At 54.8% G+C, this 13,688-nt stretch carries 14 protein-coding genes; 6 read left to right on the top strand and 8 right to left on the bottom strand.

All coding sequences use genetic code 11. The features are described 5' to 3' along the window. The first annotated feature begins 262 nt into the window (after window positions 1–262). Window positions 263–829, top strand: coding sequence for a Spy/CpxP family protein refolding chaperone (locus ACXADJ_RS09305; RefSeq protein WP_475065060.1), 567 nt, complete (start codon window positions 263–265; stop codon window positions 827–829). Window positions 830–1,185: 356 nt separating this feature from the next. Then, a complete protein-coding gene (locus tag ACXADJ_RS09300) occupies window positions 1,186–1,560 on the top strand; it encodes a hypothetical protein (protein WP_475065057.1) in 375 nt (124 codons plus the stop codon). 466 nt (window positions 1,561–2,026) lie between these two features. Here the strand turns inward: ACXADJ_RS09300 and ACXADJ_RS09295 are convergent, their stop codons facing one another. Next, window positions 2,027–2,938: a LysR family transcriptional regulator gene (locus ACXADJ_RS09295; protein WP_475065055.1), complete on the bottom strand. Its 912-nt coding sequence runs from the start codon at window positions 2,936–2,938 to the stop codon at window positions 2,027–2,029. Window positions 2,939–3,155: 217 nt separating this feature from the next. On the opposite strand from ACXADJ_RS09295, the gene ACXADJ_RS09290 reads away from it, so the two are divergent. The 3 genes from ACXADJ_RS09290 (at window position 3,156) to ACXADJ_RS09280 (ending at window position 5,560) form a co-directional block, all read left to right on the top strand. Next, window positions 3,156–3,662 carry a DoxX family protein gene (locus ACXADJ_RS09290; RefSeq protein WP_475065053.1) on the top strand — a complete coding sequence of 169 codons (507 nt, stop codon included), beginning with the start codon at window positions 3,156–3,158 and terminating at the stop codon, window positions 3,660–3,662. An 80-nt stretch (window positions 3,663–3,742) separates the two neighbouring features. Continuing rightward, window positions 3,743–4,705: a glutathione S-transferase family protein gene (locus ACXADJ_RS09285; RefSeq protein WP_475065051.1), complete on the top strand. Its 963-nt coding sequence runs from the start codon at window positions 3,743–3,745 to the stop codon at window positions 4,703–4,705. Between the two features lie 33 nt (window positions 4,706–4,738). Beyond that, window positions 4,739–5,560: a DODA-type extradiol aromatic ring-opening family dioxygenase gene (locus tag ACXADJ_RS09280; RefSeq protein WP_475065049.1), complete on the top strand. Its 822-nt coding sequence runs from the start codon at window positions 4,739–4,741 to the stop codon at window positions 5,558–5,560. Window positions 5,561–5,648: 88 nt separating this feature from the next. Here ACXADJ_RS09280 and ACXADJ_RS09275 read toward each other — a convergent pair whose 3' ends face one another. From ACXADJ_RS09275 to ACXADJ_RS09260, 4 genes are all read right to left on the bottom strand, one after another. Then, window positions 5,649–6,323: a response regulator gene (locus ACXADJ_RS09275; RefSeq protein ID WP_475065047.1), complete on the bottom strand. Its 675-nt coding sequence runs from the start codon at window positions 6,321–6,323 to the stop codon at window positions 5,649–5,651. Beyond that, entirely contained in the window at window positions 6,320–8,053 is a 1,734-nt protein-coding gene (locus ACXADJ_RS09270) for a sensor histidine kinase (RefSeq protein WP_475065045.1), read from the bottom strand. The genes ACXADJ_RS09275 and ACXADJ_RS09270 overlap by 4 nt, the downstream gene beginning before the upstream one ends. 117 nt (window positions 8,054–8,170) lie before the next feature. Then, the gene (locus ACXADJ_RS09265; RefSeq protein WP_475065043.1) at window positions 8,171–9,454 is read right to left on the bottom strand and encodes a 2-hydroxycarboxylate transporter family protein; all 1,284 of its coding nucleotides are present in this window, start codon (window positions 9,452–9,454) and stop codon (window positions 8,171–8,173) included. A 327-nt stretch (window positions 9,455–9,781) separates the two neighbouring features. After that, the gene (locus tag ACXADJ_RS09260) at window positions 9,782–9,991 is read right to left on the bottom strand and encodes an RSP_7527 family protein (protein ID WP_475065041.1); all 210 of its coding nucleotides are present in this window, start codon (window positions 9,989–9,991) and stop codon (window positions 9,782–9,784) included. 134 nt (window positions 9,992–10,125) lie between these two features. Here ACXADJ_RS09260 and gcvA point away from each other — a divergent pair, with 134 nt between their 5' ends. Then, the gene (gene gcvA, locus ACXADJ_RS09255; RefSeq protein WP_475065039.1) at window positions 10,126–11,022 is read left to right on the top strand and encodes a transcriptional regulator GcvA; all 897 of its coding nucleotides are present in this window, start codon (window positions 10,126–10,128) and stop codon (window positions 11,020–11,022) included. Between the two features lie 15 nt (window positions 11,023–11,037). Here the strand turns inward: gcvA and ACXADJ_RS09250 are convergent, their stop codons facing one another. The 3 genes from ACXADJ_RS09250 to ACXADJ_RS09240 all read right to left on the bottom strand — a co-directional run bounded on the left by ACXADJ_RS09250 (window position 11,038) and on the right by ACXADJ_RS09240 (window position 13,510). Then, on the bottom strand, window positions 11,038–11,718 hold the full coding sequence (locus ACXADJ_RS09250) for a TetR family transcriptional regulator (protein WP_475065036.1): 681 nt from the start codon (window positions 11,716–11,718) through the stop codon (window positions 11,038–11,040). Window positions 11,719–11,822: 104 nt separating this feature from the next. Then, window positions 11,823–13,328, bottom strand: coding sequence for a sodium:solute symporter family protein (locus ACXADJ_RS09245; RefSeq protein ID WP_475065034.1), 1,506 nt, complete (start codon window positions 13,326–13,328; stop codon window positions 11,823–11,825). Next, entirely contained in the window at window positions 13,325–13,510 is a 186-nt protein-coding gene (locus tag ACXADJ_RS09240; RefSeq protein WP_028292769.1) for a hypothetical protein, read from the bottom strand. Before ACXADJ_RS09240 ends, ACXADJ_RS09245 begins: the two co-directional genes overlap by 4 nt. Between the last annotated feature and the right edge of the window lie 178 nt (window positions 13,511–13,688).

Below are 13,688 nucleotides of genomic sequence, written 5' to 3'. Positions count from 1 at the left end.
GCCAATCTATCCCTGTCCTCGCCCGGAAACGCCGGGCGAAAAAACAACAGCGAGTCTGCATCAGGGCAACACAGTGTTCCCTGTTTGTGACAATCTGGGTTAGCAAATCCGGCATCGGGATTGCGCATGAGCAAATACCAAACAGGCTTTCGACAAACGGGTTAATGATGACCCTGCCGTAAGCGGTAAATGCCTTCCAACACTCGCCAGAGACGCTGGTATTGCCAGCAATTTCTCCCCGGACGGGGAACAAGGAGACGCCATGAACAAGTTGAATTCCAAAATGATTGCGGCTGGCCTGATGGCTGTGTGTTTGTCAGCGACCGCCGTTAGCGCCAACGCTGAAAGCTCCGATAAAAGCGCCAAGCGCGATGGCAAGCAGCACGAACTGCGTGTGAAAGGCGACGACCGTCGTGACGGCGGCTTCAAGCGTATGGGCCGTGACGAGCGTGGCGAAAAAGGCGTTCGTGGTTTTGGTCCTCGCGGTATGGATCTGGGCTTCCGTCAGCTGGAGCTGACCGATGAGCAGCAAGACAAACTGACCGCCATCCGTGACAAGGCGCGCAAGGACGACTGGGCCATCCGCGGTGACATGATGGACGTGAACAACAAGATTCGCGATCTGTACCGTGCCGACAAGTTCGACAGCAAGGCGCTGAACAAAGCCTTTGCCGAGCTGGCTGAGCTGCAGAAAAAGGTCTTCCTGGTAGAAACGTCTGCGCGTCTGAACGCACTGGACCTGCTGACTGATGAACAGCGCAAGGAATTGCGTGAAGACCGCCCGGGTCGTAAGGACGGCAAGCGCTCTGATGACAAGCGTCGCTCCTGAGGCGGTAAAACACTCCGCTTGAGCACCGGCTCGGAGCTGGTTTGAAAGCTGGCTTGAACGCTGAAGAGAGAACTCGAAGGAGGCCATAGTGCCTCCTTTTTGGTTGGTCCGTGGGAGGTGGCTTGCTGCCGACTGGGTATTCGCCAGAGGTCCTCTGAATCCTTCCAAAAACGTCAAAATGGGCCATGTACTGGCGGGTTTCTGAAAAGTTCCGCTGCTATTGTCCTTATTTTGTTGTTAATCAGTCCATGAAAGACGTCTTAATACATCTCTAATGGGATTGTACAGTTTGCTCAATGACGCGACTCCTGCTTCATCGCGTTTTCAAACTGATTCCATTCAAGAGGAAAGACGACATGAGCACTATTAACAAAACTATTCTGGCTGGCGCACTGGCATCTGTATTCACTCTGGGTAGTGCTGCAAGCATGGCAGAGACTCATCAGTGGGTTGATCTGCCAACCAAAGTGGTTGCTTCCGGTTCCACCGACAACATTCACTGGGCCGAGCGTCCAGCCGATGTAAACCACGCCCAGCAGCCAGCTCGTCACCTGACGCTGAGCTCTCCACTGCTGAAAGCGCTGGAAACCCTGTCTCTTAGCGATGCCCAGGAACAGCGTCTGGAGTCCATCAACTTCAAGTCTACCCAGCAGGCTGAACAGGAAGCGGTTGCCATGCTGACTGACAACCAGCGTGATCAGCTGAACATGATGATGCGCACCATGTACTGATCGGGTTTTGGTCATCGGATCGCTGTTACCAGATTCATGGCTAATCGATGACCAACCCCGCCCGGCAGCCTCGTCGTTGTATGAATGGAAGGCTGCCAGGGACCCAATGCCGGACAAGCTTGCTTGTCCGGCATTGTTATTTTTAACAGGCTGCTCACTTTACAACTAGGGACCCTCTGAATAACCCGGTGCCCGCTCTGGATGACAGGGCGAAGCTGAATCAAGAAGCTAATTTGCAGGCCTGACGGGTCAAGTCAAAAATCAGCGACACAGAGTCAGCAATGCCCTGCCATCCCCGTAGGGCGCGGCCTGCATGCCGCCAGAACAGCGTTGGCGAATTTGGAAAGGGCCAGCCATTCCGCTGCATTCGCCGCCTTGTTCTGACAACCTGTAGGACTCGCGCAGAGCTGTGCAGAGTTATTCAGAGGGGCCCTAGGGGATTCTGACTGCGTGAGGGAAACCTGCATTACCTGTTGCTGTAAGCATCCCAGTAGGGCACTTCGCCGTAGTAAGTGCTGAGGAAGTCGATAAACCGGCGTACCTTGCTGGCCAAAAACTGCCGGTGGGCATAAACCGCGTACAGGTTCATCGGCTCGGGTTCCTGATCCGCCAGCAATACTTCCAGTTTTCCTTCCGCTATGGCTTTGCCACAAATAAAGCTCGGCTGCACGGCAATACCGGCTCCGGCGATGGCGGCCTGAACCAAAATATCGCCGTTGTTGCTGACCAGATCGGCGTGCTGGTGGCGACCGGCAAACAGCTCAGCATGCTGGGCGGTGCCGGTGTCGGCATCCATATAGCTGTATCTGAGGTAGCGGTGGTGCCGGAGTTGTTGCAGGGTTTGCGGACGGCCGTGCTGATCCAGATACGCCGGAGAGGCGCAGGTGACCAGTCGAACCGGGGCAATGCGGCGGGCAATCAGCGAGCTGTTTTTCAGGTGGCCAATCCGCAAGGCCACATCGAAGCCTTCCTGCACAATGTCCACCTTGCGGTCGTTCAATTGCACATCAATGCTGACGTTGGGGTTTTCGCGCTGGAAGTCACATAACAGTGGGGCCAGATGCTGGGTTGCAAACGACACCGGCGCGGTGATTTTCAGAGTGCCCTGGGCGCCGTCTTGCCAGTCGTCGAGCTGGTTTTCCAGATCGTCCATATCGTCCAGCAGTTGCTGGGCGCGCTCAAAGTAGCGGCTGCCTGCTTCGGTAAGGTGTACCTTGCGGGTCGTGCGGTTCAGTAGTCGTACGCCCAGCCGCTGTTCCAGCTGCGATACGTACTTGCTGACCAATTGTGGCGACATTTCCAGCCGTTCGGCGGCTCGGCTGAAGGCCCCTTCATTGACCACCGTAATAAAGGTGCGCATGGCGTCAATTCTGTCCATAGCGGTTCTCTTTGCCGTAACTCGTTATAAAAAGCCACTTAGGTGGCGTTAACAGGGCGCTACTGTAGCGACTAAGTCGTGCCACTAATATCAACATTATGTTTATAAAGAAGCAATGAAAGTGCTCTTACTGACTCTATAGGGCGATAGTAAAGTGGTCTCATCTTCCGGAGACAACCGGAAACCCAACTTCCTTCTATGTTATGAGGACACTGATATGAGCACTTCTTCTGCAAACTTCCTGGCTTCTGTATTCCGCAGCAACGCGGGTCTGGCGGCGCTGATTCTGCGCGTACCGGTTGGCATTGTGCTGGCGGCCCATGGTTCGCAAAAACTGTTTGGCTGGTTTGGTGGCTATGGCCTTGAAGGCACCGGCCAGTGGATGGCCAGCATTGGTCTGGAACCGGGTTACCTGATGGCTTTGTTGGCGGGCAGTGCCGAGTTCTTTGGTGGTCTGGCGCTGGTGCTGGGTTTGCTGACCCGTCCGGCAGCGCTGGTGACGGCATTCACCATGGTGGTCGCTATCTTCAGCACCCACATCAGCCACGGTCTGTTCCTTAGCAACGGCGGTTATGAATACGCCCTCAGCCTGTTGGCGGTAACGGTCGCTCTGGCGGTGCAAGGCGCTGGCAAACTTTCGCTCGACAATGTGATTTTCAACGCCTTGCAGCAAGACAACTCGCTGCGCGACAACCTCGAAGGTGCCGCCAAAGTAGCACACTGATTCTTTATTGAACGCAGCAACGGCCGCCAATGCTGAATCAGCCGAGGCGGCTTTCATCATGCAACAGCAGGAGCACTATCATGTTGGTTAATGGTCAATGGCAGCAAGATTGGCAGCCGGTACAGAGCAAGGACGGCGAAGGACGCTTTATTCGTCAGACCTCGTCGTTTCGACACTGGATCACTCCGGATGGCAGCGCCGGCCCCACCGGTGACGCAGGCTTCAAAGCCGAGCCGGGCAGGTACCACCTGTACGTCGCCTACATTTGTCCCTGGGCATCCAGAACCCTGATGGTACGAGCGCTGAAAGGCCTGCAAGAGATGATCTCTGTCTCGGTGGTGAATCCGGTATTGACCGATCAAGGCTGGCAGTTTGCTGTCGATGACAGCAGTCAGTTTCCGGGCAGCAGCGCCGACCCGTTGCATAACAGCCGTTATATGCACGAGCTGTATACCCGTGCCGACCCGAGCTTTACCGGGCGAGCTACCGTCCCTGTGCTGTGGGACAAGCAAACCGACCGCATGGTGAGTAACGAGTCCGCCGACATCATCCGTATGTTGAACACTGCCTTTGTGAACTTCACCAGTGAAGGTCCGGATTTGTATCCGCAGGTGCTGGCGGCAGAGATTGATGCTTTGAACGACTGGATATACCCGAACTTCAACAACGGCGTTTATCAGGCGGGATTTGCCAGCAGCCAGCAAGCCTATGAAGAAGCCTATGGCAACGTATTCACCGCCATGGACCGGCTCGAACAGCAGTTGGCTGATGGCCGCTCCTACTTGCTGGGCGAGCAGCTGACCGAGGCGGATATTCGTCTGTTTGTTACTCTGGTGCGGTTCGACGCAGCCTACTATGGCTTGTTTAAAACCAACCGCCACCGGGTGTTGGATATGCCGAAACTGCACGCGTATATGAAACGCATTCTGGCCTTGCCGGGCATTGCCGACACCGTGCGTATTGACCATATCAAGGCTGGCTATTACTCCATCAAGGCGCTGAACCCGGGTGGCATTGTGCCGGTTGGTCCGGATGTGCTTTGAGTTAGCCAAGCATATAAGAATAAGGAGAACATCGTGAACGCAACTGTAGGTAATACCATGAAGGGCAGACAAAGCCTGTTTATCTCCCATGGTGGCGGCCCGATGCCGCTGCTGGGTGATCCGGGTCACCGCGAAATGGTGCAGCGGCTGAACGAGATCACGGCCGATATCCAACGCCCGGATGCCATTCTGGTCATCAGCGCCCACTGGGAAGAAGCCGTGGCAACGGTAACTACCGCGGCCCAGCCAGAGCTGATTTACGACTACTACGGCTTTCCACCGGAGTCGTACAACATCCGTTACCCGGCCCCTGGTCATCCAACTCTGGCCAACAAGGTGATTGCGGCCTTGCAGAGCAATGGCATTGCGGTGCAGGGGACGGAAACACGTGGTTACGACCACGGCATGTTTGTGCCGTTGAAAATCATGTACCCAGAGGCCGACATTCCGGTGGTGCAGTTGTCGCTGGTGAAAGGCCTCGACCCGCAGCAGCACCTGGCGATTGGCGAGGCGCTGCAACAGCTGGAGTTCGATAATCTGCTGGTACTGGGTTCCGGATTTTCGTTTCACAACATGCGGGCGTTCTTTGCCCCCAATACGCCGGACATTCGGGCTCGCAATCTGGCATTTGAGGAGTGGTTGTTGGAAACCTGCTCCAGCCAGCAGCTGACCGAAGCCCAGCGCAGCGAACGCTTTAATCACTGGGCGGAGGCTCCGCATGCGCGCTTTTGTCATCCGCGAGAAGAGCATCTGATTCCGCTGCACGTGTGTTATGGCGTGGCTGGGAAGCCGGTGGATAAATACTGGAGTGCGGAAGTGCTGAATAAGCAATCCGGTATGTTTTACTGGAAGTAGGGGGGAACCCCTGGACCTGAGCTGCGCTACTGGCTGAAGGTAATCAGGCTGTAGCGCGTGGGTAGGGAGCAGTGGGCAGGGGACAGAATTACACCGTGTGGTACAGCTGCTTGGGGCGGCCACCGGTGTTGTAGTTCAGGCTCATGGCCACGGTGCCTTGCTCTTCCAGATATTCCAGATAGCGGCGGGCGGTGATGCGGCTGAGTGCCAGCGCATCGCCCACTTCCTGGGCTGAAAACGGCTGCGGACAGTATTTGATGTGTTCGACCATGCGGGCCAGCGTGGTGGCGTCAATGCCTTTGGGGGTGCTACGAACCTTGTTCTGGGCCTTGCCCTTGCGCATCAGATCGTCAATCTGCAGCTGGTCGACCTGATTGGATTCCTGCAAGGTTTCCTTGAACGCCACCACATCGTCCAGCGCCTGATGCACCCGTGAAAGGCGCAAGGGCTTCACCAGATAATCCAATACACCAAACTGAATGGCCTGCGCCACGGTGCTGGAGTCGCGCTCGGCGGTGGTCATGATGACGGCTCCGGCAAAGTCTTGCTGGCGCATTTCGCGCAGCAGCTGCATGCCATCGCCGTCTGGCAGGGTAATGTCCAGAAACACCAGGTCTGGCTGTTGGGCCAGTTGCATGCGGGCTTCTACTACGGATTCCGCCGCCGCAATGACCCGGAAACCGACGTGCTGGTTAACGCTTTGTTCCAGGGTATAGCTGGCCTGCGGGTCGTCTTCGACGATCAGAACAGAATATTGGCTCATTGTTGTAATGCTCGTTTGTCCAGATACACGCTGAACACCGTGGTGTCGTCAATGCGCTCCCAGTCGATGGTGCCATTGTAACGATGTACCACCCGGCTGACCAAGTAGAGCCCCATTCCATGCTCACTGTGAATTTCCTTGCCACTGACCCCCAGCTCGAACATGCGTTCGGCGATGGCGGTATCCACTCCTTTGCCGTTGTCTTCCACGGTAATCATCAGGTACTTGTTGCGGTCGCTCAGGTACAGGCTGACCGCGGCTGACGGTAGCTTTTCCTTACCCGAACGGCGGGCATTGCCCTGTGCATGCTGTGCCGCTTCAAAGGCGTTATCGACCAGATTACCAATCAGCGTAATCAGATCATCGTTGGTGGCCTGCGGGTAGTTGCCCAGCTGGCTGTCTTCATCGAGGGTGAATTGAATGTGATGGTTGCTGGCGTAATTGTGCTTGGCCAGCAACATGCCTGCGACCGGACTGTTTTCAATGCGTTTTACCAGAGCCCCGAGAATTTGCTGATGCTGATCGCTTTCCTGTTGCAGGTAGTCGATGGCGGCCTGCACCTTGTCGGCCTGCAACAAGCCGGAAATCACGTTCAGCTTGTTGTTGTGCTCGTGGGTTTGGGCGCGCAGTTGCTGGGCCCAGGCGGTGGTGGCAGCCAGCTCCTGTTGCAGCTCTGACATATCCTGCTCGTGGTTCAGCACCATCATGAAGCCGGCGTTATTAAGCCCGGGATGCCTGGCATTCAGCGGGTACAGAGTCACAGCAAAGGTGTGGCGTCCAAGGGTAATGGAGTGCTTGTTGCGTTGACTGAGCGAATCAATGATCAGCTGCTCAAGCCCCGGCGATACGCTGTCCAGAGGCAGGCCAATCAGTTGGGCGTCGCTTTTATCGGGGGCAATCCAGTAACTGGCGGCTTTGTTGATGGCGGTAATGCGGTGGTCGCGGTCGATGGCAATGATGCCCTCGCGAATGCTGTCCAGCAGCAGGCTGTGTTCCTTGAAGCGTTGAACAATTTCTTCGGGCTCGTAATCCAAAAAGGTGCGTTTGAGCTTGCTCAGTAAAGACAGCGTCAGAAGGATCGCCAGCACATAAATGATGCCCAGCCAGACAATCGCTTCCTTGTAATACTGGAACAACAAATCGGCAACGGACTGGCGCAAGTAGCCAATGCTGATGGCGCCAATGACTTCTCTGGCTTTTTGGGTATTGGCTGCCTGGGTGTTGTCTGGTTGGGTCTTGTTTTCCAAGGTATGGGTAGGTGGGTTTGCAGCAGTGTCGGTTGCACTAGCAAACACCGGCGCAAAATTACGAATTGCGGTGCCCAGTGAGCCGGTTCCTTCGGTGGTGCGGGTTTGGCCCTGGTTCAGGGTTGGCAGAATGTCTTCTCCAATAAACCGCTTACCAATGCGCTCCGGCAGCGGGTGGCTGAGGCGAATGCCGTCGCGGTTGGTTACCACAATATAGGAGGCGTCGGTCTTGGCCCGCAGGTTCTCAATGTAGTCCTGTAACGAGGTTGGAGTGCCGCTGTTGGAACGTTGAATGGCGGCAATGACGCGTTCGTCGCTGGCCAGTACCTGAGCCAGCTCAATGCCCCGCTGGCTGACGCCATCCAGATAGGTTTGTTTGGTCGCAAACACCAGCAAACCACCGGACACGGCAATGATCAGGGTTATGGTGACCAGAATGATCGCGGTCAAATAGGATTTCAGGGTCATGGTATTGGCGGTCATAGGGCAATACCTGAGGAGTATAGAGGAGGGGAGTGGAGCCCTCAAAGAGGGCTCCGGGTCTTCAGTGTCGGTCTTCTTGAGCCGTGAAGAACGTAAATGAAGAAGGTTGTGGCGTGATCAGGAGAACAGCTGGATAGCGAAGGTCGCCAGAATCAGCATGAACGCACCACCAATACGGGAAGAGATCTGGGCGAATGGCATCAGTTCCATACGCTTGGACGCAGCCAGTACCGCAACGTCGCCAGTACCACCCATGTTGGCCATACACAGACCACCAGTGATCGCAGATTCAACCGGGTAAAAGCCCATCAGACGACCGATCAGAGCAGCACCAATGGCAGCACCCAGTACGGTAGCGAATACCATAGCGAAGTACATTGGGCTCAGGGCGTCGATGATTTGATCCAGGTTGGTGTAAGCCACACCGATACCTACCAGCAGCGCAGGAGTCAGGTTACCCACTACGAAGGTGTACCAGGCGTGGGCAGCACGTTCCAGGTTGGCCGGCATCAGGCCAGTAACCTTGATCAGAGCGATGGACAGAATCATCAGAGCGTAAGTGTGCATGCTGATTACGCTGGACAGCAGGGTGCCCAGGAAGAACATGCTGATCGCGATCAGAGCGCCAACACCCAGCTTGGTTACGTCCAGGGAGTACTTGTTGGTCTCTTCTTCGATCTGTTCCTGTTCACCACGGATCAGCTTGCCGTTACCGGTCCAGCTTGGCTTGATCTGGCCAACCTTGTTCAGCAAACCGGCGATAACGATCGCAATGGCGTTACCGATTGCCAGGGCAGGAACCATTTGGGACATCAGGCTGGCAGCGTCCATACCCGTACGGCCGGACATGATTTCAACCAGTGGAACCGCACCAGCGCCCATGCCGCCGCCCATGATCGGCAGTGCAATCAGCATCAGGGATTCAAACAGGTTCTTGCCAAAGAACAGGCCAACAACGCCCGCAAATACGAAGGAAACGGCAACCGCACCCAGGATAACCGGGATGTATTTCAGGGCCGCAGACTTCAGGGTGTCACGGCTCATGCCCAGAATCGAACCGGTTACCAGAGAGGCAACGTAGAACGACAGGAAGCCACCGGACTTGGTGAAGGTCGTGATTTGTTTAGTGATGTCACCCGCGATCAAACCGCTGTGGAACAGCCAGGAAGAACCGAAAATAACAACGATGGCACCGCCACCGAAGAACTGGTTGATGATCGGAGTACGATCGCCCAGGTAGTTCAGGATATAGCCCACAATCACCATGGCGCCGAGGGCACCAATCATGCCGCCAGGCAGCTGGTTGAAGAAAGTGGCCATGATGATGACGAAAGCAGCAATCAGAAGCACAATTTTGACTTCACGCTGATCGTGCAGTGTTACGGCATCGGTCGTGTTCATAAATAGACGCTCTTGGTTGTTTTATTTATGCGGCGCAGTCTAAGCAAGCTCTGACGAGGGCAGAAGTTTCAAACGAGTTAAGAAAGTAAACGGACGTTTAGTAACTTTTGTAAGGACGAAAATAGCGATTTAAATAACTTTTTGTCAGACAAATATGACGTAAGGAAATGGGTCAGGCGGGGATATCAAGCGGATATAAGAGGTTGGATGTTGCTGTTCGATTTGGTTCCGCAGGTTGTGCGTTAACGCATGGCGTTATTAAAGGTTCAATATCGACTCGTGTTATTTTTAAACGGGATGAGTCGATGGAAAGCCATTATTAAAGGCTTAGTGACCGTGCGCTACGTGATCAGATTTGTGACCGATGTGCAGTGCGTGAGCCAGCTTGTGGACTGCGGATGAGCACATGTGAGCAATGTATTCAGAGCGCATGGCCTGGGCACGAGCAATGTGGGCTTCAATGTCGGTATGGGCAGTGAGGCCAACGGTTGGTTCAAAGTCGTTCAGTTCAGAATGGTTCAGTTCAGAATGGTTCATAGTGGAACTCCTCGGATAGTTGGTGCAGATCAGAAATGTCTGTCTACACGATGAATAGTAGACACAGTCTGACACTTGCAAAAACGATACTTTCTCAGCACTATGATGAGAAAATTTAACCATACGTGATTGCCATGCGTCGCTTACCTCCTCTTAACTCACTTCGCGCATTTGAAGCTGCAGCCCGTAATAACAGCTTTGCAGCGGCAGCCGAAGAATTGTTTGTCACGGCTTCGGCGGTGAGTCACCAGGTCAAAACCCTTGAGGAATACTTGGGGGTTTTGTTGTTCAGCCGTAACAAACGTAAAGTTGAGTTAACCCCGGCCGGTGAGCAATACCTCACCATGATCAAGCACGCTCTCGATGAAATCGAGATTGCTACCCAGCGTTTGACCACCTATCAGGAAAGCAACGTGGTGCAAATCAGCGTCGCACCGAACTTCCTGACTCGCTGGCTGATGCCACATATGGCACGGTTTCAGGAGCTGTATCCGGATATTGAACTGCAAATTAACGCCAGCATGGGTCTGATCGATTTCAATCGCTCCAGCACCGACATGGCCATTTATTACGGCAATGGTGAATGGAACGATATTGAAACCCACTTCCTGCGTAAGGTGATGCTGGTACCGGTTTGTAGTCCGGCATTGATGACGGGGCGGAACCCGCTAACGGATATCAATAACCTGCGATATCACAACCTGATTTACGTCTCCAAGCGCAAATGGGAATGGCAGGACTGGATGGAGCAGGCCGGTGTTGGTGGCATGATTCCAAAAGGCAGCCTGCAAATGTCCAGTGGTCAGTTGGCGACCGCGGCGGCGCAAGAAGGGTTGGGTGTGGCATTGGCCGATAGCACGTTAACATCGCGGGAAATTGCTTCCGGACGTTTGGTGCGACCGTTTGAGATTCAGCTGGATACCCAAAAGGCCTTTTATCTGGTGTATCGCAAAAACCGTCCACTGACGGCAGGCATGAAAGCCTTCAAGGAATGGATCATGGCTGAGCTGCTGGAAGACGAAGAGCAATAAGTGGGGCTGTTACTCCTATTCTCCTGAGTCCAGCACCGATTTTCGCACCACCTGCTTGATGTGTTGCAGCCAGTATTCCCGCAAACCGTTGCCCGTCAGGTCGAGGTTCATAAACACCCCGAGGGTGTACTGGTTGGAGCAGTAGAAGTACGTCAGTGACGATACCGTCAAATACAGCATGGCAACGTCGATGTTCGCAATAAACAGCCCTTGCTGTTGGCCCGCCTCAACCACCTTGCCCAGCTGCCCCTGAATGCCACTGGAAATATGGGCGATGCGTTCGCTTTGGCGAGAATGCCGCGCCTGATGCAGGTTTTCGTCACCCAGAATGGCAACAAATTCCCGATGCTCCAGGTAGTAGTGAAAGGTGAAGCTGACGATGTCGTCGAGGGCATCCAGCGGCTTGGCCAGATTCAGCTGTAGTCCTTGCTCGGCATCCAGAAACCCTTGATACACCGCTTCCAGCACCGCGATAAACAACTGCTCCTTGTTACCGAAGTAGTAATAGATCATGCGGTCGTTGCTGTTGGCCGCTTTCGATATACGGTCAATCCGTGCACCGGCGTAACCAAGTTCTGCAAAAATGCTGATGGCGGCGTTTAGAATGCGTTGACGGGTTTCGCGTGCCTTTTCGGCTTGCTTGCCGGTCTTGCGGGGAGGTGGCGCACTGGTGTCTGTATTGGCAGTCTGACTCATGTTCCATGTCTTCAAATCGTTGAAGCACCAGTGACCTTGATCACTGGTGCTCCGGTCGCAGGCGTGTCTCTGAGTGGCAGGATACGCCTGTTAATGGTCCAAGGTTATACCACGGCAGGGCGAGCATTGCCTTTGGCGTTGGACTGCTTGCCTTTAACCGCCGAGTTGGCTTCGGCCATAAAAGCTTCGGCAACATCCACTGGTGCTTTGGTCAGCAGGCTGACACCGACAAACAGCAGGGTAGATACTGGCAGGCCCCAGATGCCGGCCGAGAAGCCCAGCAGCTTGCCGCCCGTGGCGTAGATGTACAGCACCAGAATGCCGGTGCCCAGAATAGAGGCCAGTGCACCTGCAGCGGTACCGCGCTTCCAGAAGAAAGAGCCAATCAATGCTGGAACCACAACCACCAGACCGGAAGACGCCGCAACCGACAGCACCGCAATCAGGCTCAGCTCCAGCTTGGCAAAGGCGTAGGCCATCAATGCAATCACCGGGATCACCAGTTTGCCCACCGCCAGCTGCTCGCGGTCGTCAGCGTTGGTGTTCATGTTGGCGTACACATCACGGGAAACCATGGAAGACAGTGTCAGCATGATGGAGTCGATGGTGGAGATGGCCGCCGCCATAATGCCGATCATCACAATCACCGCCAGTACCGGTGGCACCATGTCAGACGACAGCAGCGCTGGGGTGGCCATGTCGGCCTTGGCCAGATCCGGGAAGGCAACGATGGCGGAGAAGCCCCACATCACAGATACCAGAGTGTAAATCAGGCCAAACACCAGGAAGCCAAGCAGCATTTGGCGCAGGGCTTTGAGGGACGATGGCATAAACAGACGCTGGCTTACCTGTGGGTTGGACAGGCTGAAGAAGAACCATGGAATGGTCAGGCCCAGGAAGGTCCAGAAGCTGAACAGACCGCTACCCGGTACCGACAGGGTTTCTGGCTTGGTTTGCTCCAGAGTGGTGAACAGGCCATCGAAGCCGCCCAGTTCAGAAATCACCAACAGGGCAACAATGGTGGATACCACAATCATCATCACGGCTTGCAGGGAGTCGGTCCATACCACGGAGCGAATACCGGCGATGTAACAGAAGAACAGCGCCATAACGGTCGCGATCAGAACGGCGGTGGAGAATGAAATAGCGCCATCGGTCATGCCGGACATCAGGTAGCCCACGCCGGTCAGCTGTACTGCAGCGTAAGGAATCAGGAACAGGCAGGAGGCCAGCGCGGCAACCACAGACACCGCTTTGTTCTGGTAGCGATGGCCGAGCATCTCACTTGGCGTCACGTAACCAAACTTCTTGCCCACCGCCCAGAACTTGGGACCAAACACGGCCACCAGAGACACACCGGCAAAGTAAACGATTTCAAAACCCAGCGCGCCAACGCCGCCTTTATAGGTAAGGCCAGCCAGACCAACCATCATAAAGGCGGAATAGGTGGTGGCACTGTAGCTCAGGGCAGACAGCACGCCGTTCATTTGGCGGCCGCCGAGGAAGTAGCCGGACATGCTGTTGGTCTTGCCGTCGCGGGAGATCACGGCAATGGCGATGGCAATCACCAGATAGATGGCCACAGACCACCAGATTAATGATGTACTCATGCTTCTTCCTCCCCGAAGTCTTTGGTGATCATCAGATTGGCGACAACCACGAGTACGCCGGTAATGGTCCAGTAGATGAAGCTACCGCTCCAGCTTTGCACCTCGGTCAGGAAACCGTAGGGCACTACGTAGCAGAGCAGCACCAGGGCCCAGACGGCCCATATCCAGTTGTTTGTCTTCATAGCGTACCTCTTGCATCTCTGCGCCAGTCTGGTTGTTTCCGGAACTGTCTGGAAAGCAATCCGTTTACCAGCTTGTTATGGAATGCAATCTATCTGAGCCAAGGGTCTCGATAAATTGTCGATTAATGGTGTGTACACCTTATTTTCAAAGGCAAAGGCCGTACCAAGTGTGCAATTT

It is taken from the genome of Oceanobacter sp. ABM4_470, assembly GCF_056158645.1.
The sequence above is the reverse complement of the archived record's forward strand: the minus strand, read 5'-3'. Positions and strand labels throughout refer to the sequence as shown.